We start from the raw sequence: 25699 nt of genomic DNA, 5'->3' as shown, positions 1-25699 counted from the left end.
ACCCACCCACCATCGACGCAGAAGATCCTGACACCGGGGTAATCCGTGAAAAAGCTCTCCGCACGACGACGCCATCCGCTGGCGGCGGTCGTCGTACTACTCCTCGCGCTGGCGGCCACCGGGGGGCTGTACGCCGCGTTCGCGCCTGCGGGCAAGGCGCAGGCCGATGAAACCGCCCAGTCCCTCGCCATCGACGAGGGCAAGAAGCTCTACACCGTAGGCTGCGCAAGCTGCCACGGAACCGGCGGTCAGGGCACCACCGACGGGCCGTCCCTCGTGGGCGTGGGCTCCGCCGCCGTCGACTTCCAGGTCGGTACGGGCCGTATGCCCGCGCAGCAGCCGGGCGCCCAGGTACCGAAGAAGAAGGTCATCTACACCCAGGCGGAGATCGACCAGCTCGCGGCGTACATCGCGTCGCTCGGCGCCGGTCCGATCACGCCGACCGACAAGCAGGTCGACCCGGCCGGCGCGGACGTCGCCAAGGGTGGCGAACTGTTCCGCAACAACTGCGCCCAGTGCCACAACTTCACGGGCAAGGGCGGTGCCCTGACCAAGGGCAAGTACGCCCCGGACCTCGAAGGCGTGAGCCCGAAGCACATCTACGAGGCCATGCAGACCGGCCCGCAGTCCATGCCCTCCTTCCCCGACACGACGATGCCGGAGCAGGAGAAGAAGGACATCATCGCGTACATCCAGACCGTGAACAGTTCTGAGTCGGAGAGCCCCGGTGGCCTCGCCCTCGGCGGTCTGGGTCCGGTCAGCGAGGGCCTGTTCGCCTGGATCTTCGGACTGGGTGCGCTCGTCGCAGTTGCCATTTGGGTCGCGGCCCACACCGCTAAGGCCAAGAAGTCATGAGTAGCCAACAGATTCCAGAAGACAACCTGCCCGTAGTGCAGGAGACCGCGCACGGCGCGGTGGAGGTCAAGGACGACCCGTTCGCCGACCCTGGTCTGCCGGCCCACAAGCCGCGCATCCAGGACCTCGACGAACGCGCCGCGAACCGCTCCGAGCGGGCCGTCGCGTTCATGTTCGTCCTCTCGATGCTGTCGACGGTGGGCTTCATCGCCGCCTACGTCATCTTCCCGGTGGACAAGATCGTCTTCATCTGGCCCTTCGGCCATGTGAGCGCGCTCAACTTCTCCCTGGGACTGACGCTCGGCTTCGCGCTCTTCTTCATCGGAGCGGGCGCCGTCCACTGGGCGCGCACCCTGATGTCCGACGTCGAGGTCGCCGCCGAACGGCACCCGATCGAGGCGCCTGCCGAGGTCAAGGCCCAGGTCATGGCCGACTTCAAGGCCGGTGCCGAGGAGTCCGCGATCGGCCGGCGCAAGCTCATCCGCACCACCATGTTCGGCGCGCTGGCCCTGGTGCCGCTCGCCGGTGTGGTGCTGCTGCGCGACCTCGGTCCGCTCCCGGAGAAGAAGCTCCGGACCACCCTGTGGGCCAAGGGCAAGCTGCTCGTCAACATGAACACGGGCGAGCCGCTGCGTCCCGAGCACGTCGCCGTGGGGTCGCTGACCTTCGCCAAGCCCGAGGGTCTTGAGGACGAGGCGCACGACTTCCTGTCGCAGATCGCCAAGGCCGCCCTGATGATCGTCCGCATCGAGCCGGACGACATCAAGGACAAGCGCCAGCGCGACTGGGCCCACGAGGGCATCGTCGCGTTCTCCAAGATCTGCACCCACGTCGGCTGCCCGATCAGCCTGTACGAGCAGCAGACACACCACGTGCTCTGCCCGTGCCACCAGTCCACCTTCGACCTCTCCGACGGCGCTCGCGTCATCTTCGGTCCGGCCGGCCACGCGCTTCCGCAGCTGCGGATCGGCGTGAACAGCGAGGGCAACCTCGAGGCGCTCGGTGACTTCGACGAGCCCGTCGGCCCCTCGTTCTGGGAGCGCGGATGAGTACTGCGACAACCAACCCGCCCGCCGACCAGGCGGGAGCGCGCAAGGCACCCGCGGGCGAGCGGGTCGCCGACTGGGCGGACGGCCGGCTGGGCATCTACGGCCTGGCCAAGGCCAACATGCGCAAGATCTTCCCGGACCACTGGTCCTTCATGCTCGGTGAGGTCGCGCTCTACAGCTTCATCATCATCATCCTCACGGGTGTGTATCTGACGCTGTTCTTCCAGCCGAGCATGAACGAGATCGTCTACCACGGTCCGTACGAGCCCATGCAGGGCATCCGGATGTCGGAGGCCTACGCCTCCACGCTGAAGATCAGCTTCGAGGTCCGCGGTGGTCTGCTCGTCCGGCAGATCCACCACTGGGGCGCGCTGATCTTCCTGGCCGCCATGTTCGTGCACATGTGCCGGGTCTTCTTCACGGGTGCCTTCCGCAAGCCGCGCGAGGTCAACTGGGTCTTCGGCTTCCTGCTCTTCGTACTGGGCATGTTCACCGGCTTCACCGGCTACTCCCTCCCGGACGACCTGCTCTCCGGTACGGGTGTCCGCTTCACCCAGGGCGCGATCCTGTCCGTGCCGATCGTCGGTACGTACATCTCGATGTTCCTGTTCGGCGGCGAGTTCCCCGGCCACGACTTCGTGGCCCGGTTCTACTCGATCCACATCCTGCTGCTGCCGGGCATCATGCTCGGGCTGCTGGTGGCCCACCTGATCCTGGTCTTCTACCACAAGCACACGCAGTTCGCGGGTCCCGGCCGGACCAACAAGAACGTGGTCGGCATGCCGCTGCTGCCGGTGTACATGGCGAAGGCCGGAGGGTTCTTCTTCCTGGTCTTCGGCATCATCGCGATCATCTCGGCCATCGCCACGATCAACCCGATCTGGGCGCTCGGCCCGTACCGCCCGGACCAGGTGTCCACCGGCGCCCAGCCCGACTGGTACATGGGCTTCGCCGAGGGTCTGGTCCGTGTCATGCCGGGCTGGGAGATCAACTTCTGGGGCCACACGCTCAACCTGGGCGTGTTCATCCCGCTGGTCCTCTTCGGCCTGGTGCTCTCGCTGCCCGCGGTGTACCCGTTCGTCGAGTCCTGGATCACCGGGGACAAGCGCGAGCACCACATCCTGGACCGCCCGCGCAACGCCCCGACCCGTACGGCGCTCGGCGTCGCCTGGATCACGGCGTACTTCATCGGCCTCGTCGGCGGTGGTAACGACCTGTGGGCCACGCACTTCCATCTGTCGCTGAACGCCATCTCCTGGTTCGTCCGGATCTTCTTCTTCCTCGGACCGGTCATCGCGTTCATCGTCACGAAGCGGATCTGCCTGGGCCTCCAGCGCCGCGACCGGGACAAGGTGCTGCACGGTCGCGAGACCGGCATCATCAAGCGCCTGCCGCACGGTGAGTTCGTCGAGATCCACGAGCCGCTCTCCCCGGCGCAGCTGCACACGCTCACCGCGCACGAGCAGTACAAGCCGGTCGAGCTCGGCCCCGAGGTCGACGAGAACGGCGTCAAGCGCAAGATCTCCCCGGTCCAGAAGCTGCGCGCGAAGCTCAGCAAGGGCTACTACGGCGAGAACAACCAGATCGCCAAGCCCACCGCGCAGGAGTACAAGGAGATCAGCGAGGGCCACGGCCACCACTGATCGTCCGACCTGTTCGCCACCGTGAGAGCCCCGTCCATCCGATGGACGGGGCTCTTCGCGGTCCCGGCGGCTGGATAGGGTGGAGCCGTATCTCTTCCGGCTGTGGACCCCCTGGAGCGGACCATGAACGTTGTGACCCCGAGCGGCGGCGACAGCGTGGCGGACCGTTCCTGGCCCGGCCTGCTGAACCCCCTGCTGCGCGGCGAGAACCTCTCCACCGAGGAGACCGCCTGGGCGATGGACCGCATCATGAGCGGCGAGGCTACCGACGCGCAGATCGCCGGCTTCGCGGTCGCGCTGCGGGCCAAGGGCGAGACCGTCGAGGAGGTCACCGGTCTGGTGCGCGCGATGTACGCGCACGCCAACACCATCCACGTGCCCGGCCGCACCGTCGACATCGTCGGCACCGGCGGCGACCTCGCCAAGACGGTCAACATCTCCACCATGTCCGCGATCGTCATCGCCGGGACCGGCGCCAAGGTCGTCAAGCACGGCAACCGGGCCGCCTCCTCCGCGAGCGGCTCCTCCGACGTACTGGAGAAGCTCGGCGTCAACCTGGAGCTGACCCCGCAGCGGGTGGTCGAGGTCGCCGAGGCGGCGGGCATCACCTTCTGCTTCGCCGTGAAGTTCCACCCCGCCCTGCGGTACGCGGCCAAGGCCCGCCGGGAGCTCGGCGCGCAGACCACGTTCAACATCCTGGGCCCCCTCACCAACCCGGCCCAGGTGCGCTCCCAGGCCATCGGCGTGGCCGACGCCAAGATGGCGCCCATCGTCGCAGGCGTCCTCGCGGAACGCGGCAACTCGGCCCTCGTCTTCCGCGGCGACGACGGGCTCGACGAGCTGACCACCACGGCCACCTCGCGGGTCTGGGTGGTCCGCGACGGCACGGTCCGCGAGGAGCCCTTCGACCCGCGCGACGTCGGCCTCCCGCTGGTCCCCGTCGAGGCGCTGCGCGGCGCCGACGCCTCGTACAACGCCGATGTGGCCCGCCGGCTGCTGGACGGGGAGACCGGCGCGGTACGGGAGGCGGTGCTGCTCAACTCGGCGGCGGCGCTGGTCGCCCTCGACCCGGGGCCCGGCACGCTGACCGAGCAGATCGCCGCGAAGATCCAGGTGGCCGCCGAAGCCGTCGACTCCGGTGCGGCGAAGCACGCGCTGGAGCGGTGGGTGGCGGCCAGCAACGCCTGAGATCGGCCAGGGGCGCAGTCCGGATGCCGGACTGCGCCCTTGCGTGTACGCATACATATGGCAAGATGCTGCGCAGGTCATGAGTGACAGCGACTACGGCCCCGGCCCGCTGTCCGGCAACCCTCCGTCCGTGGCGGGGTGCCCCGGGTGAAGACCAGGCCGTAGGCAGCGAGGTCTGCGGCAAGCGCGGGCCCCTCGGCGTCCAGTGGACGCCAGCCCCCGGGGTCCTGGTCCCTAGGGAGCCTTCTGTGAGCAAGCGAATGCGTTAGGGCTCGTCCCAGGGCTTCTTCACGCCCTGAGCTGGACCGCCCTTCTTCAGCGCACCTTCTTTTCCTTCCCTCTCCTGCGCTGCCGCGTACCCGCCGGCGCTGGATTTCGCCTGCCTGTTACGGGAGTTCGCCATGTCTGTCTCCACCGCTGCCATCGACCCGTCGGTTTGTGCCCCGCTGCCCGTTCTGGGGCAGGATGTCACCGTTCCGCTCGTCACCGGCGGTGAAGTCACCTACGCCGCACTCGACTACGCCGCCAGCGCCCCGGCCCTCCAGCGGGTCTGGGACGACGTCGCCGCGTACGCCCCGTACTACGGCAGCGTCCACCGCGGGGCCGGATACCTCTCCCAGCTCTCCACCGACCTCTTCGAGAACAGCCGCCGCACCGTCGCGGAGTTCCTCGGCTGCCGCGCGGATGACCAGGTCGTCTTCACCCGCTCCACCACCGACTCGCTCAACCTGCTGGCCGCCGCGATCCCGGCGGACTGCCAGGTCTTCGTGTACGAGACCGAGCACCACGCCTCCCTGCTGCCCTGGCGCGACGCCCAGGTCACCTACCTCAACGCGCCCCGCACCCCCGGCCAGGCGGTGGAGAGCCTGGAGCGCGCGCTGGCCGAGCGCGACCCCTACGGCCCGGCGCTGGTCTGCGTCACCGGCGCCTCCAACGTGACCGGCGAGCTGTGGCCGGTGAAGGAGCTGGCCGCCGCCGCCCACGCGCACGGGGCCCGGATCGTCCTCGACGCCGCGCAGCTCGCCCCGCACCACCCGGTGGACATCGCCGAACTGGACGTCGACTGGGTCGCGTTCTCCGGCCACAAGCTCTACGCGCCCTTCGGCTCCGGGGTCCTCGCCGGCCGTGCCGACTGGCTCCAGGCGGCCGAGCCGTACCTCGCCGGCGGCGGCGCCTCCCGCAAGGTCGCCCGGCGCGCCGACGGCGGCGTGGACGTCGACTGGCACACCACGGCCGCCCGCCACGAGGCCGGTTCGCCCAACGTCATCGGCGTCTACTCCATCGCCTCCGCCTGCAAGGCCCTCACCGAGGCGGGCTTCGACAGCCTGGTCGCCCGGGAGCAGGAGCTGGTGAGCCGCGTACGCGAAGGGCTCGCCCAGGTCCCCGAGGTCCAGGTGCTCTCGCTCTTCGGCGACGACGCGCCCCGGGTCGGCGTCATCTCCTTCGTGGTGCGCGGCTGGAACAGCTCGCACTTCGCCGCCGCGCTCTCCGCCGAGTACGGCATCGGCGTCCGCGACGGCCTCTTCTGCGCCCACCCGCTCGTGCGCACCCTCCTCGGCAGCGACCCGCAGGACCCGGGCGAGTGCGGCGCCCCCGAGGCCGAGCCGGGCGAGCGGTCGCTCAACGCGATCCGGGTCAGCTTCGGCGCCGGTACGCCGGACGAGCACATCGAGCGGTTCCTGCGCGCGGTCGGCGAGCTGGTCCGCGAGGGCGCCCAGTGGAAGTACCGCACCGAGGACGGCCGTTGCGTCCCGGACCGGGGCACGGCCGCCCGTACGGTCTGAAACACGTCGGCCGGGAACAGGCGCGCCGCCTGTCCCCGGCCGACGTACGTCGGAAGCTACGCGTCCAGGCCGATGGCGAACGCCGCTTCCAGGTCGTGCTGGGAGTACGTACGGAACGCCACATGCGTGTCCGTGCCCTCGACGCCCGGGATCTTGCTGATCCGGCCGGGGATGACATCGGCGAGGTCGTCGTGGCGGGCGACCCGGACCATGGCGATCAGGTCGTAGGTGCCGGTGACGGAGAAGACCTCGCTGACACTGTCCAGCGCGGCGATGGCCTCGGCGATCTCCGGAATCCGGTCCACGCTGGTCTTGATGAGCACGATCGCGGTGATCACGGCTGTCTGTCTCCCTCGGTCGCCGTGGCTGGAACCTTCACCTTAGCCCCACCCCGATACCGCACCCAGGCGTAGAGGAACCCGGCCGCGAACCCCGCCACATGCGCCAGATACGCCACCCCCGGCCCCGCCCCCGCCGCCTGGGCGGCCGCCCACTGGAGCCCGAACCAGAAGACCAGCACGATCCAGGCCGGGAAGCGCAGCGGCAGGAAGAAGAGGAACGGGAACAGGCTGGTCACCCGGGCCTTCGGGAACAGGTACAGGAACGCGCCGAGCACCGCCGAGATCGCGCCCGAAGCGCCGACCAGCGTCTGCTCCGAGTCCGCGTGCACCGCCGCGTAGCAGACCAGCGCCAGGTAGCCGCACCCCACGTAGAAGAGCGCGAACTGCACCCGGCCCATCCGTTCCTCGGCCATCGCCCCGAACACGTACAGGAAGAGCAGGTTGCCCAGCAGGTGCAGCCAGCTTCCGTGCACGAACAGCGCGGTGAACGGAGTGAGCAGGGCGCGCGCCGAGCCCTCCCACAGTTCGGCCGGAATCACCCCCCACCGCTCGAAGTACCCGGCCTGCGCGGCGAGCAGCGCGTCCTGGCTGCCGTAGGAGGCGCCGCCGAACCCGGAGAGCGGGCTGATCAGGAAGATCGCGCAGCACAGGGCGATCAGCCCGTACGTCACCGGCGCCCCGCCCACCGTCGCGCCCGCAGCGCTCTCCCGGACCTTCCCGGCCCTGGCCCGCCAGTCGAACCGCCGTAGGTCGATCATGTGCAGAGCATGACGTACCGGGGGAGACCGGGACGGAGCGCCTCGCCGTGCCGATGCCTATACGCGAGGCCGTAGGGTTACGCCAGGACTTCCGCAGTTCGACGGCGCACCGCGAGATCCTTGACGTAGACAGGTGGAGTCGCGGCGGCACGCCCGGCGCGGACTCCTGGAGACGACGAAAGAGGACGCAGACGATGACGACGGTTCCCCTGCCGACGGACTCGACCCGCTGGCGCTGCACCCTGTGCGGCAATCTCACGCGCTTCGACGTGACGCGGTCCTCCAAGGTCGTGGAGTACGTGCACCTCGACCTGGCCGGTGAGTCCAGTGTCGAGGAGCGGGAGGTGGTCAGTGAGACCATCGAGTCGGTCCGCTGTCGTTGGTGCAACGCGGTGGACCAGATCGAACTGGTGGACAGGCCGGGTGCCGCCTCCTGAGGGAGCGCGCCTGCAGACATATCTATGGGGTGACGGACGGTGGATCAGCCGACCAGCGGCGCCGAACCGGCCGACGCGGCCGACGGCGGTGCAGAGGCGCTCGACCGCCCGCTGCCCGAAGGCGTACGGCGGCGGGTCATCGCCCTGGTCGCGGACGCCTTCGGCGGCCTGACCGTCGCCGAACTGCCCGCCCAGTTGCGGCAGTATGCCCGGTTCACCCCGACCCGGCGGGCCAAGTTCGCCGGGAACGCGATGGCCGCCGCCCTGGAGGGCGACCCGCTGTTCCGGCAGCGCATCGGTGAGCGGCTGAGCCTGGCCCAGCCGGAGCTGGCCGGTGCGCTGGAGGCGGGGTCGCCGCCCGCGGCCGCCGACCCCGTGGATGTGGCCGCCGCCGCCTATGTGCTGCGCCCGGTGGGCTGGGTCAAGCTGGTCGAGGCGGCCGGCGAGGAGGTCCAGCGCGCCGACGCGGAGCGGGTGGACGAGGAGACCCGGCGCGAACTGGTCCAGTTGCGCGAGGAGCTGGAGCGGGCGCGCGCCCACACCCGCAGCGAGACCGAGCGGCTCCGCGCCGAGTTGGACGCGGCCCGCAAGGAGTCCGAGTCGCTCCACCGCAAGCTCCGCTCCGCGCAGAGCGAGGTCAAGCGCGGCGAGGCCGCCCTGCGCCGCTCCACCGCCGAGGCGGAGACCCAGCGCGCCGAGGCGGCCGCCCAGCTCTCCGCCGCCGAGAGCGAGTCGCGCCGGCTCAAGCACCGGCTCGGCGAGGCCGAGGCGGCCGTGGAGGCGGGCCGCAGAGCCTCCCGTGAGGGGCGCTCGATGGAGGACATGCGGCTGCGGCTGCTCCTGGACACCGTGCTGGACGCGGCGTCGGGGCTCCGGCGCGAGCTGGCCCTACCTCCGGTGACGGCCCGCCCGGCCGACAGCGTGGACGCGGTGGAGCCGGGCCGGATGTCGCCCAAGGACATCGCCGCCAGAGCGCTTTCGGACACCGATCCGGCGCTGCTCGACCAACTGCTGGCGCTCCCGCAGGCGCACCTCATCGTGGACGGCTACAACGTCACCAAGACCGGCTATCCCCAGATGCCGCTGGAGAAGCAGCGGTTGCGGCTGCTGGGCGGTCTCTCGGTCCTCGCCGCGCAGACCGGCGCCGAGATGACCTGTGTCTTCGACGGCGCCGAGCTGGCCGCCCCGGTGCTGCTCGCGCCGCCGCGCGGGGTCCGGGTGCTGTTCAGCAAGGCGGGGGTCACCGCGGACGAGCTGATCCGTCAACTGGCCCGCGCGGAACCGCCGGGCAGGCCTGTCGTGGTCGTCTCCACCGACCGTGAGGTGGCGGACGGGGTGGCCAAGGCCGGTGCCCGGCCCGTCGCGTCCGTCTTGCTCCTGAAGCGCCTTTCGCGCGTCTAGGGCACAGTTGTACGACATGTGTGGCATGCCGGATTTTTGGGAACGTACCGTCAAGTCACCGCTACACGTGGTGGAGTGGGAGTAAAGAAGTGCCGGATGTGACAAGAAAAATCCTGTGAGGATTTGAACTGATCACAAGATGGTCACTAGGTTTAGCCCTCGAACCTTCGCACGGTTGATCACCCATCGGGGGTGGCGGCGAAGGAACCGCCGAATCCGTGAGTGCACGGAGCCGGGGATTCTTTCCCCCAGCCCGGTAGGCGGCTCTGAGGAAGAAGGAGCTCGCCTTCGTGGCGTCCCACCGTCGTCCCAAGCAGCCGAGCCGCACCCGCGTGACCGTGCTCACCGCGACCGCCGCCGCGGCCGTGGCCCTGACCTCCCAGGCCGCCCACGCCGACCCCAAGCCGACCAAGAACGAGGTCAAGGCGGAGGTCGACAAGCTCTACCACGAGGCCGAGGCCGCCACCGAGAAGTACAACGGGGCCAAGGAGCAGCAGGACAAGCTCAAGAAGCAGGTCGACGCGCTCCAGGACAAGGTCGCCCGCGGTCAGGACGAGCTCAACACCCTGCGCGGCGAGCTGGGTTCGATCGCCACCGCGCAGTACCGCTCCGGCGGCATCGACCCCTCGGTCGCCCTCTTCCTCGCCTCGGACCCGGACAGCTTCCTCGACCAGGCCTCCGCGCTCGACCAGTTGACGGTCAAGCAGACGGAGTCGCTGCAGGAGATCCAGGCCAAGCAGCGCACCCTCGCCCAGCAGCGCAAGGAAGCCCAGGACAAGCTCGGCGACCTCGCCGACGTCCGCAAGGCGCTCGGCGAGAACAAGAAGAAGTACCAGGGCAAGCTGGCCGACGCGCAGCGCCTCCTCAACAGCCTGACCGCCGCCGAGCGCGCGAAGATCCAGGAGGAGGAGGCGGCGAAGGACCGCGCCAGCCGCGCCACCAGCGAGCGGGTCGAACTCGGCAACGAGGCCCCCGCGTCGGGCCGTGGAGCCGCCGCCCTCAGCGCCGCCGCCACCCAGCTCGGCAAGCCCTATGTCTCCGGCGGCTCGGGCCCCAACTCCTACGACTGCTCCGGGCTGACCCAGTGGGCCTTCGCCCAGGCCGGTGTCGGCATCTCCCGGACCACGTACACCCAGCAGAACGACGGCACGAAGATCGGCCGCAGCCAGCTCCGCCCCGGCGACCTGGTCTTCTTCAACGGCCTGTCGCACGTCGGCTTCTACGCCGGCAACAACCAGATCCTGCACGCCCCGAAGCCGGGCACCGTCGTCCGCTACGAGTCGATGGACTACATGGGCACCTTCCAGTTCGGCGTCCGCATCTGACGCCACACCGCCCCGGAGCGACGCCCGAACGAGGGAATCGCCCCGGCCCGCAACTACGCCCTGCCCCGCCCGGAGACCGAGGTCACCGGCGGGGCAGCGCCGTTTCGACGCCCCTTCCGCCACCGGCGAGGTCTTTGGACGCCCGGTAGTCGTCCGATTACTGTCTGGCTGCTGCGCGGCTCCCGGTACGGACCCGCGCGTTCCTGCGTCAACTGCGTCAGCGGAAGGAAGTGCGGCTTCCTGTGGTGTCCCATCGCCGTCCCACCCAGTCCGGCCTCCATCGGGGCGTCCGCGTCACGGTCGTCTCGGCGGCCGCCGCCACCGCGGCCGCGACCCTGACCGGGGCGCCCGCGAGCGCCGACCCGAAGGACACCCGCGCGAGCGCCAAGGCGGCCGTCGACCGGCTTTACGGCGAGGCCGAGAAGGCCACCGAGCTCTACAACGAGGCCGGGGAGCGGGTGGAGCGGCTGCGCGGCGAGGCGGACCGGGCGCAGGACGCGGCGGCCCGTGGCCAGGAGTCCATCAACCGGATGCGCAACGCGCTGGGCGCGATGGCGGGCGCCCAGTACCGCACCGGCTCCATCGACCCCGCGCTCGCCCTGCTGCTCTCCTCCGACCCGGACACCTACCTGGAGCGGGCCGCCGCCCTCGACCGGGCCGGCGTACGCCAGGCGCTGACCCTGGACAAGCTCCGCCACGCCCAGCGCGGCGTCGCCCAGAGACGCGCCGAGGCCTCCCGCGCCCTCACCGAGCTGGAGGTCGACCGGGCCGCCGTCACCCGCCACAAACGGGCCGTCGAGGCCAAGCTGCGCCAGGCCCGGCAGCTCCTGAACTCGCTGCCCGCCCAGGACCGCGCCTCCTTCGACCGGGTCTCCCGCTCCGGCCGCGACGCCGCCCCCGACCTCTCCGGCGTCGCCCCCGGCTCGGCTCGCGGGATGTCCGCCGTCGCCGCCGTACGCCAGGCGCTCGGCAAGCCGTACGTGTGGGGCGCCAACGGGCCCTCCGGCTTCGACTGTTCCGGCCTCATGCAGTGGGCCTACGCCCAGGCCGGGGTGAGCCTGCCCCGCACCTCGCAGGCGCAGCGGTACGCGGGCCGCATGGTGCCGCTCTCCCAGGCCCAGCCCGGCGACCTGGTCGCCTACCGCGCCGACGCCAGCCACATCGGGATGTACGTGGGCAACGGCCAGGTCATCCACGCCCCCTACCCGGGCGCCGCGATCCGCTACGACCCCGTCGGGATGATGCCCGTCTCCTCGGTGACCCGGATCTGACGCTTCCCGGCCACCGGGCCGGGCCGCCGCCCGCCACGGACCGTACGATCGGCAGGGTGGCCGGTCGAGGACGTGACGCGCGAGGGAGACGCCCTCGGCTCCCTCGGCGTGCGGCGGGCCTCGTGCTCGCCGCCCTGCTGACCGCCTCCGCCTGTGTGGCCCCGGCGGGCCGGCCGGACACCGCCACCACCCTCACCGTCCGCGAGATCGACGCCACCCTGGAGCGCCGCGCCGCCGCCGTCCTCGCCCGGGACCCGGCGGGCTACCTGGACGCGCTCGCCCCCGACGCCGCGAAGCTGCGGGCCGCCCAGCGCACGGAACTGGCCAACCTCGCCGACGTACCCCTGAAGTCCTGGTCGTACGAGGTGAAGGGCATCACCGAGGAGGACGGCGACTGGGCCACCGCCGAGGTGGAGCTGCGCTACCGGATCGACGGGTACGACACCGCGCCCGTCGCCGCCCGCCGCACCCTGGAGCTGATGCGGGACGGCGAGAAGTGGTACGTCAGCGCCGACCGGCCCGCCAAGGGCGCCTCCGACCAGCTCTGGCACCAGGGGGAGGTGGAGGTCGTCCGGGGCGCCCACAGCCTCGTCCTGGGCGTCGGACGGCCGCAGGAGGAGCTGCGCCAGATCGCGGACACCGTGGACCTCGCCGTACCGGCCGTGTCCGGTGCCTGGCCGCAGCCGTGGGCGCGCCGGGTGGTCGTCCTCGTCCCGGACTCCGTGGAGTCCATGGCGGGGCTGCTCGGCTCCCGGGAGACCAGCTACCGGGGGATCGCCGCCGTCACCACCGGCGAGGCCGGCACCACCGGCAAGCTCCCCGCCCTCGCGGACCGGGTGATCGTCAACCCGCAGGCGTACGCCTCACTCGGCAGCTTCGGCCAGCGCGTCGTCCTGACCCATGAGACGACCCATGTCGCCACCCGGACCAGCACCTCCACGGCCACCCCCGTCTGGCTCTCCGAGGGCTTCGCCGACTGGGCCGCCTACCGGGGCGAGGACCGCACCCCCGACCTCATCGCCCCGGAGCTGACGGGCGCGGTCCGGGCCGGTGACGTACCCGCCGGACTCCCCGTCGACCAGGACTTCGGCTTCGACGGCGACCCCGGCGGGCTCGCCCGGGCCTACGAGAGCGCCTGGATGGCCTGTGAGCTCATCGCGGAGCGGTGGGGCGACGAGAAGCTCACCGCCTTCTACGCGGCGGTGGGCGCCCATCCCGGGCGGGACGGGGCGGTGGAGCAGGCGCTGGGGTCGGTCCTCAACACGACGCCCGAGGAGTTCACCGCCGCCTGGCGCGACTACCTGAGCGCCCGGCTCGGCTGATCCCCGCGGACCGGGGCCGCTTTTTCGGACCGGCCCCCCGGCACCGTCTCCCGCCACAGCCGCCGCGCGGCGATCAGGGAGGCGGCCACCAGCAGCCCGTTCCGTACGAAGAGGAGCGCCACGCCCCACGCGTCGCTCGCCACCACCTCGGTGAAGTACAGCGGGAACTCCAGCACCGTCACCCCGGCCGCGACCAGCACCAGCACGGCGGGCCGCACCATCCCGCCGTTCCGGAAGGCGAGGCAGACCGCCGCGAGACCGACCAGCCACACCACGTACTGCGGACTGATCACCCGGCTCGTCGTGGTGAACAGCAGCACCGCCGTGAACGCGGCCTGCGCCGGGGTGTGGGCGGCGAAGTGACGGGCCCGCAGCCGCCACACCAGCAGCCAGCCCAGCGCGAGCACGGCCAGCCCCAGCACCAGCGTCGAGGCCAGCCCCACGTGCGGGCCGAGGAACTCCATGGAGCCGTAGTGCAGCGCCACCCGCCCCTCCCAGCCGGCGTGCCGGGCGAGGTGGAAGTACAGCGCCCACAGCGACTCGATCTCCAGGCCCCGGTCCCGCTGGAAGGCGAGGAACGCGTACGCCCCCGGCATCCACAGCGCGAACCCCACGCCGAGACCGGCCGCCGTCATCGCCGCCGCCGACCAGGCCGCCCGGGTCGGCCGCCCCCGCCGGACCCCGACCAGCACCAGCGCCGGCCACACCTTCAGCAGCGCCCCGAACGCGGCCAGCGCCCCCAGCACCTTCGGGTGGCGCACCCCCGCCAGCAGCGCCGCCACCGCGACCGCCGTCACCATCAGGTCGTAGCGGGCGTACACGGTCGGCCCCAGCAGCGGCACCCCCGCGACCCACACCCACGCGCCCGCCGCCGTTATCCCCGGCCGCCGGCCCGCGTACAGCAGCAGCCCGAACACCAGCGCGTCGCAGAGCAGCACAAGGGCGTAGAAGGCGCTCGCGTACTCCCAGAAGGGCAGCAGGGCGGGGGAGAGGATCGCGAGGGCGGCACCGGGCGGGTACTGCCAGGTGACGTCGTCCAGCGGGTACGTGCCCGTCAGCAGGGTCTCGTACCAGCCCCGGTAGATCACCGACACGTCCACCGTGACATCGAGGCCGCCCGGGGTGAACACCCCGGTCACCCAGAGCAGCAGCGCCGCCCGGGTCAGCGCCCAGGCCGCGCACGGCAGGAGCCCCGCGCCCCTGAATCTGTGCCCCGTCATCCGCATGTCCGCCGCGTCATCATCGCCGCCGCCCTGGATCGTCTCCGGCTCCCGTCCGGCGGCCCATGATGCCGGGGGGTGAGGGCGTGGGCCGTGAAGCGCGGCCGTTCGGTACTGTCAGCCGCGATGGACAAGACCTTGATCGTGACCAACGACTTCCCGCCCCGCCCCGGTGGCATCCAGGCGTTCCTGCACAACATGGCGCTGCGCCTGGACCCCGACCGGGTCGTCGTCTACGCCTCCACCTGGAAACGCGGCGAGGAGGGTACGGCGGCCACCGCCGCCTTCGACGCCGAGCAGCCGTTCACCGTGGTGCGCGACCGGACGACGATGCTGCTGCCGACCCCGCGCGTCACCCGGCGGGCCACCGACCTGCTGCGCGAACACGGCTGCACCTCCGTCTGGTTCGGCGCCGCCGCCCCGCTCGGCCTGATGGGACCGGCGCTGCGCCGCGCGGGCGCCCGGCGGCTGGTGGCCACCACCCACGGCCACGAGGCCGGCTGGGCTCAGCTTCCCGCCTCCCGGCAACTGCTGCGCCGCATCGGGGAAGGCACGGACACGATCACCTATCTGGGGGAGTACACCCGCTCCCGGATCGCCGCCGCCCTCACCCCGGACGCGGCCGCCCGCATGGTGCAACTGCCCCCGGGCGTGGACGAGAAGACCTTCCACCCGGCCTCCGGCGGCGACCAGGTCCGGGCCCGCCTCGGCCTCTCCGACCGGCCCGTCGTCGTCTGCGTCTCGCGCCTGGTGCCGCGCAAGGGCCAGGACACGCTGATCCTCGCCATGCCGGCGATCCTGGCGCAGATCCCGGACGCGGTGCTGCTGATCGTCGGCGGCGGCCCGTACGCCAAGGACCTCCAGCGGCTCGCGGTGGAGACCGGGGTGGCGGACTCGGTGCGGTTCACCGGGCCCGTGCCGTGGGCGGAGCTGCCCGCGCACTACGGGGCCGGGGACGTCTTCGCCATGCCGTGCCGGACCCGGCGGCGGGGGCTGGACGTGGAGGGGCTCGGGATCGTCTACCTGGAGGCCTCCGCGACCGGGCTGCCGGTGGTGGCCGGGGACTCGGGCGGCGCGCCGGACGCGGTGCTCGACGGCGAGACCGGGTGGGTGGTGCGCGGCGGCAGCCCCGAGGAGTCGGCGGACCGGATCGTGACGCTGCTCGGCGACCCGGAGCTGCGGCGGCGGATGGGGGAGCGGGGCCGGGCCTGGGTCGAGGAGAAGTGGCGCTGGGACCTGCTGGCGGAGAAGCTCAAGACCCTGCTGTGAGTGGTTGGGACCTTGTGGTGAGTACGCAGGAGGGGCCCGCGCCTGACGATTCGGCTGCGGGCCCCTCCTGCGTACGCGTGACACCGCTCAGGCGCGGTAGATCGACTCCACCTCGTCCGCGAAGTCCTTCGCCACCACGTTCCGCTTCAGCTTCAGCGACGGCGTGATGTGGCCCGCCTCCTCGGTGAACTGGGCGGGCAGGATCCGGAACTTGCGTACGGACTCGGCCTTGGAGACCGCCGCGTTCCCGTCGTCCACCGCCCGCTGCACCTCGGCCAGCAGCTCCGGGTCCTCGCGCAGCGACAGGGCCGTCGAACCGGCCGGCTTGCCGTGCTCCTCGGCCCAGCGGCCCAGGAAGTCCTCGTCCAGGGTGACCAGCGCGCCGACGAACGGGCGGCCGTCGCCGACGACCATGCACTCGGCGACCAGGGCGTGGGCGCGGATGCGGTCCTCGATCACCGCCGGGGCGACGTTCTTGCCGCCCGCCGTGACGATGATCTCCTTCTTGCGGCCGGTGATCGCGAGGTAGCCGTCCTCGTCGAGCGTGCCGATGTCCCCGGTGTGGAACCAGCCGTCGGCCAGCGCCTCGGCGGTGGCCGACTCGTTCTTCCAGTACCCGGTGAACAGGTGCTCGCCGTGGAGCAGCACCTCGCCGTCGTCCGCGATCCGGACCACCGAGCCGGGCAGCGGCTGGCCGACCGTGCCGATCTTCTGCCGGTCCCACGGGTTGAACGCGGTCGCCGCGCAGCTCTCGGTGAGGCCGTAGCCCTCCAGGACCGTGAAGCCGATGCCCCGGTAGAAGTGGCCGAGCCGCTCACCGAGCGGGGCGCCGCCGGAGATGGCGAACTCGCCCTTGCCGCCGAGGACGTTGCGCAGCTTGCCGAAGACCAGCTTGTCGAAGAGCTTGTGCTTGAGCTTCAGCCCGAGCGAGGGGCCCTGCGGGGTGGAGAGCGCCCGGCTGTAGGCGATCGCCGTGTCGGCGGCCCGGTCGAAGATCTTTCCCTTGCCGTCCGCCTGCGCCTTGGCGCGCGCCGCGTTGTAGACCTTCTCGAAGACGCGCGGCACACCGAGGATCAGCGTCGGCCGGAACGAGGCCAGCTCATCGGTGAGGTTCTTGATGTCGGGGACGCAGCCGAGCCGGATCGGGGCCATCACCGAGGCCACCTCGACCATCCGGCCGAAGACGTGCGCGGCGGGCAGGAACAGCAGCACCGAGCACTCGCCGGTACGGAACAGCGGCTTCAGCCGTTCCACCACGTTGCCGCACTCCGCGAAGAAGCTGCGGTGGGTGAGCACACAGCCCTTGGGGCGGCCGGTGGTGCCGGAGGTGTAGACGATGGTCGCCGGGTCGTCCGCCTTGGCGCTGACCATCCGCAGGTCCATGGTCTCGTCCGAGACCTCGGCACCCGCCTCGCCCAGGGCCTTCACCGCGCCCGCCTCGATCTGCCAGACGTGCGCGAGATCCGGCAGCCCCTCCCGTACGGAGGCCACCGCCGCCGCGTGCGCGTCGCTCTCCACGAACACCGCCACCGCGCCGGAGTCGCTGAGGATCCACTGCACCTGCTCGGCGGAGCTGGTCTCGTACACCGGCACGGTCACCGCGCCCGCGCTCCAGATCGCGAAGTCCAGCAGCACCCACTCGTACCGGGTGCGGGACATCAGGGCGACCCGGTCGCCGGGCTGCACGCCCGAGGCGATCAGGCCTTTGGCGGCGGCTCTCACCTCGGCCAGGAACTCGGTGGCGGTGACATCGGCCCACGCACCGGCCACCTTGCGGCTCATCACCGCGACGTCGGGATGCTGAGCGGCGTTGCGGCGGATGAGATCCGTCAGATTGCCGTCCGTCGGGACCTCGTACAGGGCCGGAAGGCTGAACTCGCGCAAGACTGCTGCTCCTCATCGGGCTCCGGTGCCACGGCTCTGTGTGACGCACCGGCTGCGGTCCAAGAATGGCAGGTGCTCAGTGGGGTGAGCACGACTGGACTGCCCGGACGTTACCCACCGGTACTAGGTTCCCGATAGGGGGTTCCGGCCAGATGTCTTATGCATCACACATATAAATGGCCCTTTCGCGCACAGTAGTCCACCGGCGCGAGGACTCGAAAGTAACCGCAGGTCCGGCCGGTCTACCCGCGCCTGGACGGGCGCTTTAGGGTGATTGGCATGCGAGGCAGCGAAGCGGACGGGCCGGAGCCGGGCGCACGGCGCTCCACCCGGATCCACGTGGTCAGCGATGTGCACGGCAACACCGAGGCCCTGGCCCGCGCCGGGGACGGCGCCGACGCCCTCATCTGCCTCGGTGACCTGGTGCTCTTCCTCGACTACGCCGACCACTCGCGCGGCATCTTCCCCGACCTGTTCGGCCAGGAGAACGCGAGCCGCATCGTCGCGCTGCGTACCGCCCGCCGCTACGAGGAGGCCCGCGCCTTCGGCCGTGAGCTGTGGGCGGGCCGCGACCGCAACACCGAGATCATCGGCGCCGTACGCAGGCAGTACGCCGAACTCTTCGCCGCCTTCCCCACCCCGACGTACGCCACCTACGGCAACGTCGACGTCCCCCGCCTGTGGCCCGAGTACGCCCTCCCCGGCACCACCGTGCTGGACGGCGAGCGGGTGGAGATCGGCGGCCGGGTCTTCGGGTTCGTCGGCGGCGGCCTGAAGACCCCGATGAACACCCCGTACGAGATCAGCGACGAGGAGTACGCCGCCAAGGTCGAGGCGCTCGGCCCGGTCGACGTGCTCTGCTCGCACATCCCGCCCGAGGTCCCGGAGCTGACGTACGACACCGTCGCCCGCCGCTTCGAACGCGGCTCCACCGCCCTGCTGGAAGCCATCCTGACCACCCGCCCCCGATACGCGCTTTTCGGCCATGTTCACCAGCCGTTGGTCCGCCGGATGCGGATCGGTACCACCGAGTGCGTCAACGTCGGCCACTTCGCCTCCACCGGGACGCCCTGGGCGCTGACCTGGTGACCGGAAGGGCCCGGGCCGTGGACCGGAGCGCGGCGGGCACGCGATAGCCTGCACAGCGGCAGGCTCCTGCCGAAAGCGACCGGTAACACCGCACTGGAGGGCCACGGCGATGGCTGAACACACCAGCTCGAGCATCACGATCGAGGCGGCACCGGCCGACGTCATGAGCGTGATCGCCGACTTCGCCCGCTACCCCGAGTGGACCGGCGAGGTGAAGGAGGCCGAGGTCCTGGCGACAGACGACCAGGGCCGCGCCGAGCAGGTCCGCCTCGTCCTGGACGCCGGAGCCATCAAGGACGACCACGTCCTCAAGTACACCTGGCTGGGCGACAAGGAAGTGAGCTGGACCCTGGTCAAGTCCCAGATGCTGCGCTCCCTGGACGGCACGTACGCCCTCGCGTCGATGGCCGGCGGCGTGCGCACCGAGGTCACCTACAAGCTCGCCGTCGACGTCAAGATCCCGCTCCTGGGCATGATCAAGCGCAAGGCCGAGAAGGTCATCATCGACCGCGCGCTCGCCGGTCTGAAGAAGCGCGTCGAATCCTTCCCGCAGGGCTGAGAGCGATGCGTACGGTCCTGGTCAGCGGCCCCGGCGGCGCGGGCCGTACCACGCTCGCCGTGGCGACCGCCCTGGCCGCCGCCGCGAGCGGCCGCCGCACCCTCCTGGTCTCCGCCGAGCCCATACCGGGCTTCCCCGCCGGCCCGGAACCCACCGCCGTCACCGACCGCCTCGACCACGCCCGGATCGACTCCGGCGCCCACTTCCGCGCCGAACTCACCGAACTCCAGGAGCGCGCGTCGAGCGTCCTGGACCTGGTCGGGGCCGGGCGCCTGGACGGCGAGGAGCTCACCGAACTCCCCGGCTCCCCGCAGCTCGCCCTCCTCCACACCCTGCACCGGGCCGCCGCCGGTGACTGGTCCACCGCCGGATACGACACCCTCGTCGTCGACCTCCCGCCGCTCGACCAGGCCCTCGCCCTGCTGGCCCTCCCCGAGCAGCTCCGCCGCTACCTGCGCCGGCTGCTGCCCGCCGAACGCCAGGCCGCCCGCGCCCTGCGCCCGGTCCTCGCCCAGCTCGCCGGGGTCCCGATGCCCGCGCAGTGGCTGTACGAGGCCGCCGCCCGCAAGGACGAGGAGCTGGCCGCCGTACAAGCCCTGGTCGAAGACGGCTCCACCACGCTCCGCCTGGTCGCCGAGCCCGGGCCCGCCGCCGAGGACGCCCTGCGCACCGCCCGCACCGGCCTCGCCCTGTACGGGCTCCGTGCCGACCTGCTGGTGGCCAACCGGGTGCTGCCGCGCCACTCCTCCGACCCGTGGTTCGCCGATCTCGCCGCCCAGCAGGAGAAGTGCCTGGGCCACTGGCACGAGGAGTGGGCCCCGCACGTCCCGGTCCACGAGGCCGCGCACCTGGGCCGCGACCCCCGGACCGCCGACGACCTGGCCGCGCTCGCCGTCCCCGCGCCGGACGAGCGCGAGCCGGGCCGGGCGGAGGACCCGTGGTGGATCGAGGCGGAGCCGGGGGAGGAGGAGCCCGGGGAGCAGGGGGCTGGGGAAGGGGGGCCTGGGGAGGAGGGGCCTGGGGAGGAGGGCCGCCCGGCCGTGCTGGCCTGGTGCCTGCCGCTGCCCGGCGCGGTGAAGCAGGACCTGCGCCTGGTCCGCCGCGGCGAGGAACTGCTCCTGACCGTGGGCCCGTTCCACCGGATCATCAAGGTCGCCTCGGCCCTGCGCCGCTGCACCGTCTCGGGCGCGGCCCTGACCGACGGCGTCCTGCGGGTCCGCTTCACACCGGACCCGGCGCTCTGGCCGCGCACCCCGTGATCCTTCTGCCACGCACCCCGTGATCCTTTGGCCGCGTACGTCCCGGTTCCTGAACGGGCCGCGGCCATTCGGGTAACGTCGGAGGTACGAACCACCAGCCCCGCCGGCCGCCCGTCGGCGGCCGGCACCCGCGTCGCAGGAGTCCGCCATGAGTGAAGCCACCGATCGTCCCGTCGACGGCGACGCGTGGGCCGACGCCTGCGCCGAGGACCTCGCGGGGGAGAAGGCCCGCCGCCGCGCGCAGTACGGGCCGCAGCCCGGCTCGGCCGCCGAGGAGCTGCGCAAGCTGGTCGACGCCGTCGCCGACAAGGTCTCCTCGCTCCAGTCGCCGCTGCTCGGCGCCGCCGCCCAGGGCGCGGTCCAGCAGGCCATCCGGCAGGCGAAGTCCGCCGTGGAGCCAGTCATCGAGCGCAACCCGCAGGTCTTCGACCACCTCGCCGCCGCGGGCAACGAGCTGCTCGCCGCCTACCGCTCGGCGGTGGAGGGCCAGGAGAGCCGCTGGACCCGCACGGCGGCCGATCCCACCAAGCCCGCCTCCACGGAGAAGGCCGCCGACGACCCGTCCGACCCCCGCGACGAAGGCCGCGGCGAAGGCCCCGCCGGCACCGAACGCATCGACCTGGACTGAATCGGCCCGGACCGAGCGGACGCACCACCCGGCGGCCCGCTCCACATCGGCCGGGACCGACCGGTCCCGGCCAGGCCGGGCGCTGCCTCGGGTACGGTTGGCCCTAGCGGGGCTCGACCGAAACTGAGGGATTCATGGGACTCACCATCGGCGTCGATATCGGCGGCACGAAGATCGCGGCTGGAGTGGTCGACGAAGAGGGCCGGATCCTCTCGACGTTCAAGGTGGCGACGCCCCCGACGGCCGAAGGCATCGTCGACGCGATCTGCGCGGCGGTGGCCGGCGCGAGCGAGGGCCACGAGGTGGAGGCCGTCGGCATCGGTGCCGCCGGTTACGTCGACGACAAGCGCGCCACCGTGCTCTTCGCGCCCAACATCAACTGGCGCCACGAACCGCTCAAGGACAAGGTCGAGCAGCGCGTCGGCCTGCCCGTCGTCGTCGAGAACGACGCCAACGCCGCCGCCTGGGGCGAGTACCGCTTCGGCGCCGGCCAGGGCCACGACGACGTCATCTGCATCACGCTCGGCACCGGCCTCGGCGGCGGCATCATCATCGGCAACAAGCTCCGCCGCGGACGCTTCGGCGTGGCCGCCGAGTTCGGCCACATCCGGGTCGTCCCGGACGGCCTGCTCTGCGGCTGCGGCAGCCAGGGCTGCTGGGAGCAGTACGCCTCAGGACGCGCCCTCGTGCGGTACGCGAAGCAGCGCGCCAACGCCACCCCCGAGAACGCCGCCATACTGCTGGGCCTCGGCGACGGCTCGGTGGACGGCATCGAGGGCAAGCACATCAGCGAGGCCGCCCGCCAGGGCGACCCGGTCGCCGTCGACTCCTTCCGCGAGCTGGCCCGTTGGGCCGGCGCCGGACTGGCCGACCTCGCCTCGCTGTTCGACCCGTCCGCGTTCATCGTCGGCGGCGGCGTCTCGGACGAGGGCGAGCTCGTCCTCGGCCCGATCCGCAAGTCGTTCCGGCGCTGGCTGATCGGCGGCGAGTGGCGCCCGCACGCCCAGGTGCTCGCCGCCCAACTCGGCGGCAAGGCAGGCCTCGTGGGCGCGGCCGACCTGGCCCGCCAGGGCTGAGCCCACTCCCGTACGACGCACACGGCGCCCGTCGCCGCCCTCCGGGGCAGCGGCGGGCGTCCGTCGTATCGTGGCCCGCATGGTCCTGACGCCCCTGCCCGACTCCCGTACCGAGCCGGACGGTTCAGCCGTGATCCGGGTGCTGAGCTACAACGTCCGGTCGATGCACGACGACACCGCGGCGCTGGCCCGGGTCATCCGCGCCTGCGCCCCCGACCTCGTCCTCGTCCAGGAGGCGCCGCGCTTCTTCCGCTGGCGCAAGGCGGCCGCGCGGCTGGCGAAGAGCAGCGGCCTGGTGGTCCTCAGCGGCGGCGCCACGGCAGCCGGACCGCTGCTGCTGTGCTCGCTGCGGGCGGCCGTCGAGCGCACCGAGGACGTCCTGCTGCCCCTCACCCCGGGCCTGCACCGCAGGGGCTTCGCCACCGCCGTCGTCAGGATCGGCGGGGCCCGGCTCGGGGTGCTGAGCTGCCACCTGAGCCTTCAGCGCGAGGAGCGCCTCGCCCAGGCGGGCCTGCTGCTGGAGCGGCTCGCGGCCATGGGCGTGGACCATGCCGTGGCGGGCGGTGACCTCAACGACGTACCGACCGGGAAGGCGTTCCAGCACCTGGCCGGGCCCCTTCAGGACTGCCGGGCCGTCGCCCCCTGGGGCGGCGAGCTCACGTTCCCGCCCGACGAGCCCCGTAAGCGCATCGACGCGGTCTTCGCGACCCCGGGCATCGAGGTGCTCGGCTGCGGGGTCCCGGACGGGCTTCCCGGGGTGAGCGAGGACGACCTGAGGGCGGCCACGGACCATTTGCCGGTCCTGGCCGCCCTCAGAGTCCCCGCCGGGTGACGGTCATAGGACGAGTCCCCGCCGGCTGATCCGTCACACGACCGCGCCGCGCCCCGGGTCCCCGTAGGTGTCGTCATCGTCGTCATGCGGCATCCGGGCCACCAGCGTGGCGAAGCCGCCGAGGAAGCCGCCGATACAGATCGTGGTGAGCCACCACGTCATGGGCCACTGCAGCAGCACCGCCAGCAGCATCAGGACCGGCCCGCCGATCACCGCGAGCCAGGCGAACTTCGCCGTGGTGTCGGCCTCCGGCAGCGGCGGCGGCTCCGGGGGCACGAAGTGGCCCTCCTCACCGTCGTCCGGCACGTCGATGCCGTCGTCCTTGGACTCGGGCAGCTCGTAGTCGCGGGGACCGGCGACACCGGGCGCGAAGACGACGGAGCTGCCGAGCGGCTTCTTCTCCGGCGGCTTCGGCGGTGTCTTGCCCGACCCCTTGTCCGCCGGGTCACCGGCCCGGCCGTTGTCCGGCCCCACCACGTTGCGCTGGTCGTCCTCCAGCAGGGCGAGATCCTCGATCGACTTGAAGGGCTTGGCGCCCGGCGGGTCCGGCGGCTCCTCCCCGTACCCCGCGACGATCGCGGCCCAGGCCGCGTCCTCGTCGATCACCCGCTCCTCGTCCGCCCGCTTCTCCGGCTCGGCCCCTTCCGGGACAGCCGGTTTCGTCGTCCCCTCCGGGACGGCGGCGCTCTCCGTGGGGCGCGGTTCGCGCTCCTCGTCGCTGCCTGTGCGTTCCGCGTCGTGCTCAGCCACCGGACGTGCTCCCCTTCATCCCGACGCTCGGTGCGAGACGGCCGATGAACCGGTAGCTCTCATCGAAGATCCGCTCCGCATCATGGTCCAACGTCGCCACGTGGTAGCTCTGTTCCAACAGGATCTCCTCGACGTCCGTGGAGGAGATCCGGCTCAGGATCCGCGCGCTGTCCGCGGGCGGTACGACATGGTCCTGCGGGCTGTGCAGCAGCACCACCGGCTGGGTCACCTGCGGTAGCTCGCCGTCGACCAGCCGGAAGAACTTCCGCACCGAGTGGGCGGCGTGCAGCGGCACCTTGGTGTAGCCCACCTCGTGCGAACCCGGCAGGGCGATGTCGTCGGCCAGCCCCTTCGTCGTACGGACCAGGTGGCGGGCGAGGGGCAGCGCGTACGCCGAGAGGCCGTGCACCTTGTTGGCCGGGTTGACCAGCACCAGACCGCTGATCGCGTCCCCGTGCCTGGCCGCCAGCCGCAGGGAGAGCGCGCCGCCCATGGAGAGGCCGAAGACGAAGACCCGCTCGCACTTCTCGCGCAGCACCCGCAGCTCGCGGTCCACCTCCGCGTACCAGTCCTGCCAACCGGTGACCGCCATGTCCTCCCAGCGGGTGCCGTGGCCGGGCAGCAGCGGCAGGGAGACGGTGAGCCCGCGCTCGGCGAGGTAATCGGCCCAGGGGCGCAGGGACTGCGGCGAGCCGGTGAAGCCATGACAGAGGAGGACGCCGACCTCTCCGCCCTCGTGGCGGAACGGCTCGGCTCCAGGGAGGACCGGCACCGGGGTCTCCTGTTCGTGAGGTGAGGCGGGGACGGGGGCGCGCACCGGGGGCGTGCTTGACGGATGACTTCACCGTACGCGACCGGACCGACACCGACCAGGGCCGTCACGGACCCCCGCGCACGCCCCGGGGCACGGACCCCGCGTACGCCCCGGGATAAGGTCTGAGCCACAGCACACAGGAGGCAGAGCAGTTGATCTACGGCGCAATGAAGTTCTCCATCGGCGGGTCCCTGAAGGTCGCCTTCCGGCCGTGGGTGGAGGGCCTGGAGAACATCCCCGAGCGGGGGCCGGCGATCCTCGCGAGCAACCATCTCTCCTTCTCGGACTCGTTCTTCCTCCCCGCTGTCCTGGACCGCAAGGTCACGTTCATCGCCAAGGCCGAGTACTTCACGGCCCCCGGGGTGAAGGGCAAGCTCACCGCCGCCTTCTTCAAGGGCGTCGGCCAGCTCCCCGTCGACCGCTCCGGAGCCCGCGGCGCCGGTGAGGCCGCGATCAAGGCGGGCATCCAGGTCGTCGAGAGCGGCGGCCTCTTCGGCATCTACCCCGAGGGCACCCGCTCGCCCGACGGCCGCCTCTACCGCGGCAAGCCCGGCGGCCTGGCCCGGGTGGCGCTGGCCACCGGCGCCCCCGTCATCCCGGTCGCGATGATCGACACCGAGAAGATCCAGCCGCCCGGCCAGGTGATGCCCAAGCTGATGCGCCCAGGCATCAAGATCGGCAAGCCGCTGGACTTCAGCCGCTACCAGGGGATGGACGGCGACCGCTTCATCCTGCGCTCGGTGACGGACGAGGTCATGTACGAGATCATGAAGCTCTCCGGCCAGGAGTACGTGGACATCTACGCCACCGCCGCCAAGCGCCAGATCGCCGACGAGGCGAAGGCGAAGGCGGAGGAGGCCAAGCGGGAGCGGAAGCAGGCACAGGCGGCCGGCGACGAGGACGGAACGGAACGGTCCGGCGCGTAACGGCGTCGTAGACCGTCGG

At 71.8% G+C, this 25699-nt stretch carries 24 protein-coding genes and 1 riboswitch; of the genes, 18 read left to right on the top strand and 6 right to left on the bottom strand.

All coding sequences use genetic code 11. The features are described 5' to 3' along the window. Nucleotides 1-45 precede the first annotated feature (45 nt). The 5 genes from qcrC (at nt 46) to ACFWRT_RS19825 (ending at nt 6519) form a co-directional block, all read left to right on the top strand. On the top strand, nt 46-855 hold the full coding sequence (qcrC, locus tag ACFWRT_RS19845; RefSeq protein ID WP_380952580.1) for a cytochrome bc1 complex diheme cytochrome c subunit: 810 nt from the start codon (nt 46-48) through the stop codon (nt 853-855). Then, nucleotides 852-1904 carry a cytochrome bc1 complex Rieske iron-sulfur subunit gene (gene qcrA, locus ACFWRT_RS19840; RefSeq protein ID WP_380952581.1) on the top strand — a complete coding sequence of 351 codons (1053 nt, stop codon included), beginning with the start codon at nt 852-854 and terminating at the stop codon, nt 1902-1904. Before qcrC ends, qcrA begins: the two co-directional genes overlap by 4 nt. Continuing rightward, nucleotides 1901-3547 carry a cytochrome bc1 complex cytochrome b subunit gene (gene qcrB / locus ACFWRT_RS19835; protein ID WP_380952582.1) on the top strand — a complete coding sequence of 549 codons (1647 nt, stop codon included), beginning with the start codon at nt 1901-1903 and terminating at the stop codon, nt 3545-3547. The genes qcrA and qcrB overlap by 4 nt, the downstream gene beginning before the upstream one ends. 123 nt (nt 3548-3670) lie before the next feature. Beyond that, nucleotides 3671-4735, top strand: coding sequence for an anthranilate phosphoribosyltransferase (gene trpD / locus ACFWRT_RS19830; protein ID WP_380952583.1), 1065 nt, complete (start codon nt 3671-3673; stop codon nt 4733-4735). A 75-nt stretch (nt 4736-4810) separates the two neighbouring features. Next, nucleotides 4811-4928, top strand: a riboswitch (SAM riboswitch). A gap of 208 nt (nt 4929-5136) precedes the next feature. Beyond that, the gene (locus tag ACFWRT_RS19825) at nt 5137-6519 is read left to right on the top strand and encodes an aminotransferase class V-fold PLP-dependent enzyme (protein ID WP_380952584.1); all 1383 of its coding nucleotides are present in this window, start codon (nt 5137-5139) and stop codon (nt 6517-6519) included. A gap of 56 nt (nt 6520-6575) precedes the next feature. Here ACFWRT_RS19825 and ACFWRT_RS19820 read toward each other — a convergent pair whose 3' ends face one another. After that, nucleotides 6576-6857, bottom strand: coding sequence for an Lrp/AsnC family transcriptional regulator (locus ACFWRT_RS19820; RefSeq protein ID WP_003969641.1), 282 nt, complete (start codon nt 6855-6857; stop codon nt 6576-6578). Next, entirely contained in the window at nt 6854-7618 is a 765-nt protein-coding gene (locus ACFWRT_RS19815; RefSeq protein ID WP_380952585.1) for a rhomboid family intramembrane serine protease, read from the bottom strand. The genes ACFWRT_RS19820 and ACFWRT_RS19815 overlap by 4 nt, the downstream gene beginning before the upstream one ends. A 194-nt stretch (nt 7619-7812) precedes the next feature. Here ACFWRT_RS19815 and ACFWRT_RS19810 point away from each other — a divergent pair, with 194 nt between their 5' ends. The 5 genes from ACFWRT_RS19810 to ACFWRT_RS19790 all read left to right on the top strand — a co-directional run bounded on the left by ACFWRT_RS19810 (nt 7813) and on the right by ACFWRT_RS19790 (nt 13374). Further along, nucleotides 7813-8055, top strand: a complete 243-nt coding sequence (locus ACFWRT_RS19810; protein WP_003969643.1) for a hypothetical protein — start codon at nt 7813-7815, stop codon at nt 8053-8055. Nucleotides 8056-8094: 39 nt separating this feature from the next. Then, nucleotides 8095-9456 carry an NYN domain-containing protein gene (locus ACFWRT_RS19805; RefSeq protein WP_380952586.1) on the top strand — a complete coding sequence of 454 codons (1362 nt, stop codon included), beginning with the start codon at nt 8095-8097 and terminating at the stop codon, nt 9454-9456. A 290-nt stretch (nt 9457-9746) separates the two neighbouring features. Beyond that, a complete protein-coding gene (locus ACFWRT_RS19800; RefSeq protein WP_380952587.1) occupies nt 9747-10781 on the top strand; it encodes a C40 family peptidase in 1035 nt (344 codons plus the stop codon). A gap of 242 nt (nt 10782-11023) precedes the next feature. Further along, the gene (locus tag ACFWRT_RS19795) at nt 11024-12052 is read left to right on the top strand and encodes a C40 family peptidase (RefSeq protein ID WP_380952588.1); all 1029 of its coding nucleotides are present in this window, start codon (nt 11024-11026) and stop codon (nt 12050-12052) included. Between the two features lie 56 nt (nt 12053-12108). Further along, nucleotides 12109-13374, top strand: coding sequence for a hypothetical protein (locus tag ACFWRT_RS19790; protein ID WP_380952589.1), 1266 nt, complete (start codon nt 12109-12111; stop codon nt 13372-13374). On the opposite strand, the gene ACFWRT_RS19785 is transcribed toward ACFWRT_RS19790, so the two are convergent. Continuing rightward, the gene (locus ACFWRT_RS19785; RefSeq protein WP_380952590.1) at nt 13350-14600 is read right to left on the bottom strand and encodes a glycosyltransferase 87 family protein; all 1251 of its coding nucleotides are present in this window, start codon (nt 14598-14600) and stop codon (nt 13350-13352) included. The two genes, ACFWRT_RS19790 and ACFWRT_RS19785, sit on opposite strands and share 25 nt — an antisense overlap. 120 nt (nt 14601-14720) lie before the next feature. Here ACFWRT_RS19785 and ACFWRT_RS19780 point away from each other — a divergent pair, with 120 nt between their 5' ends. Next, nucleotides 14721-15863 carry a glycosyltransferase family 4 protein gene (locus ACFWRT_RS19780; RefSeq protein WP_380952591.1) on the top strand — a complete coding sequence of 381 codons (1143 nt, stop codon included), beginning with the start codon at nt 14721-14723 and terminating at the stop codon, nt 15861-15863. 87 nt (nt 15864-15950) lie between these two features. On the opposite strand, the gene ACFWRT_RS19775 is transcribed toward ACFWRT_RS19780, so the two are convergent. Beyond that, a complete protein-coding gene (locus ACFWRT_RS19775; protein WP_380952592.1) occupies nt 15951-17747 on the bottom strand; it encodes an AMP-dependent synthetase/ligase in 1797 nt (598 codons plus the stop codon). Between the two features lie 279 nt (nt 17748-18026). Between ACFWRT_RS19775 and ACFWRT_RS19770 the strand changes: the two genes are divergently transcribed. The 6 genes from ACFWRT_RS19770 (at nt 18027) to ACFWRT_RS19745 (ending at nt 23190) form a co-directional block, all read left to right on the top strand. Continuing rightward, a complete protein-coding gene (locus ACFWRT_RS19770; RefSeq protein ID WP_380952593.1) occupies nt 18027-18836 on the top strand; it encodes a metallophosphoesterase family protein in 810 nt (269 codons plus the stop codon). 109 nt (nt 18837-18945) lie between these two features. Next, a complete protein-coding gene (locus ACFWRT_RS19765) occupies nt 18946-19395 on the top strand; it encodes an SRPBCC family protein (protein ID WP_018511953.1) in 450 nt (149 codons plus the stop codon). 5 nt (nt 19396-19400) lie between these two features. Further along, a complete protein-coding gene (locus ACFWRT_RS19760) occupies nt 19401-20654 on the top strand; it encodes an ArsA family ATPase (RefSeq protein ID WP_380952594.1) in 1254 nt (417 codons plus the stop codon). Between the two features lie 148 nt (nt 20655-20802). Further along, a complete protein-coding gene (locus tag ACFWRT_RS19755; RefSeq protein WP_380952595.1) occupies nt 20803-21282 on the top strand; it encodes a DUF5304 domain-containing protein in 480 nt (159 codons plus the stop codon). Between the two features lie 134 nt (nt 21283-21416). Continuing rightward, on the top strand, nt 21417-22358 hold the full coding sequence (locus ACFWRT_RS19750; RefSeq protein ID WP_352243953.1) for an ROK family glucokinase: 942 nt from the start codon (nt 21417-21419) through the stop codon (nt 22356-22358). Nucleotides 22359-22437: 79 nt separating this feature from the next. Beyond that, entirely contained in the window at nt 22438-23190 is a 753-nt protein-coding gene (locus tag ACFWRT_RS19745; protein WP_380952596.1) for an endonuclease/exonuclease/phosphatase family protein, read from the top strand. Nucleotides 23191-23223: 33 nt separating this feature from the next. Here the strand turns inward: ACFWRT_RS19745 and ACFWRT_RS19740 are convergent, their stop codons facing one another. Both ACFWRT_RS19740 and ACFWRT_RS19735 read right to left on the bottom strand, forming a co-directional pair. After that, a complete protein-coding gene (locus ACFWRT_RS19740; RefSeq protein ID WP_380952597.1) occupies nt 23224-23940 on the bottom strand; it encodes a hypothetical protein in 717 nt (238 codons plus the stop codon). Beyond that, a complete protein-coding gene (locus ACFWRT_RS19735) occupies nt 23933-24712 on the bottom strand; it encodes an alpha/beta hydrolase (RefSeq protein ID WP_380952598.1) in 780 nt (259 codons plus the stop codon). The genes ACFWRT_RS19740 and ACFWRT_RS19735 overlap by 8 nt, the downstream gene beginning before the upstream one ends. A gap of 194 nt (nt 24713-24906) precedes the next feature. Between ACFWRT_RS19735 and ACFWRT_RS19730 the strand changes: the two genes are divergently transcribed. Beyond that, nucleotides 24907-25680 carry a lysophospholipid acyltransferase family protein gene (locus ACFWRT_RS19730; RefSeq protein ID WP_380952599.1) on the top strand — a complete coding sequence of 258 codons (774 nt, stop codon included), beginning with the start codon at nt 24907-24909 and terminating at the stop codon, nt 25678-25680. The last annotated feature ends 19 nt before the right edge of the window (nt 25681-25699 follow it).

It is taken from the genome of Streptomyces cyaneofuscatus, from assembly GCF_042718795.1.
Lineage (GTDB): Bacteria > Actinomycetota > Actinomycetes > Streptomycetales > Streptomycetaceae > Streptomyces > Streptomyces cyaneofuscatus_A.
The sequence above is the reverse complement of the archived record's forward strand: the minus strand, read 5'-3'. Positions and strand labels throughout refer to the sequence as shown.

Bases quoted from the DNA above. Each gene is read 5' to 3' on its own strand.
- ACFWRT_RS19825 (WP_380952584.1), top strand. From the start codon at position 5,137: ATGTCTGTCTCCACCGCTGCCATCGACCCGTCGGTTTGTGCCCCGCTG.
- ACFWRT_RS19750 (WP_352243953.1), top strand. From the start codon at position 21,417: ATGGGACTCACCATCGGCGTCGATATCGGCGGCACGAAGATCGCGGCT.
- ACFWRT_RS19770 (WP_380952593.1), top strand. From the start codon at position 18,027: ATGCGAGGCAGCGAAGCGGACGGGCCGGAGCCGGGCGCACGGCGCTCC.
- ACFWRT_RS19780 (WP_380952591.1), top strand. From the start codon at position 14,721: ATGGACAAGACCTTGATCGTGACCAACGACTTCCCGCCCCGCCCCGGT.
- ACFWRT_RS19760 (WP_380952594.1), top strand. From the start codon at position 19,401: ATGCGTACGGTCCTGGTCAGCGGCCCCGGCGGCGCGGGCCGTACCACG.
- ACFWRT_RS19815 (WP_380952585.1), bottom strand. From the start codon at position 7,618: ATGATCGACCTACGGCGGTTCGACTGGCGGGCCAGGGCCGGGAAGGTC.
- trpD (WP_380952583.1), top strand. From the start codon at position 3,671: ATGAACGTTGTGACCCCGAGCGGCGGCGACAGCGTGGCGGACCGTTCC.
- qcrA (WP_380952581.1), top strand. From the start codon at position 852: ATGAGTAGCCAACAGATTCCAGAAGACAACCTGCCCGTAGTGCAGGAG.
- ACFWRT_RS19755 (WP_380952595.1), top strand. From the start codon at position 20,803: ATGAGTGAAGCCACCGATCGTCCCGTCGACGGCGACGCGTGGGCCGAC.
- ACFWRT_RS19745 (WP_380952596.1), top strand. From the start codon at position 22,438: ATGGTCCTGACGCCCCTGCCCGACTCCCGTACCGAGCCGGACGGTTCA.
- ACFWRT_RS19765 (WP_018511953.1), top strand. From the start codon at position 18,946: ATGGCTGAACACACCAGCTCGAGCATCACGATCGAGGCGGCACCGGCC.
- ACFWRT_RS19785 (WP_380952590.1), bottom strand. From the start codon at position 14,600: ATGCGGATGACGGGGCACAGATTCAGGGGCGCGGGGCTCCTGCCGTGC.
- ACFWRT_RS19810 (WP_003969643.1), top strand. From the start codon at position 7,813: ATGACGACGGTTCCCCTGCCGACGGACTCGACCCGCTGGCGCTGCACC.
- qcrB (WP_380952582.1), top strand. From the start codon at position 1,901: ATGAGTACTGCGACAACCAACCCGCCCGCCGACCAGGCGGGAGCGCGC.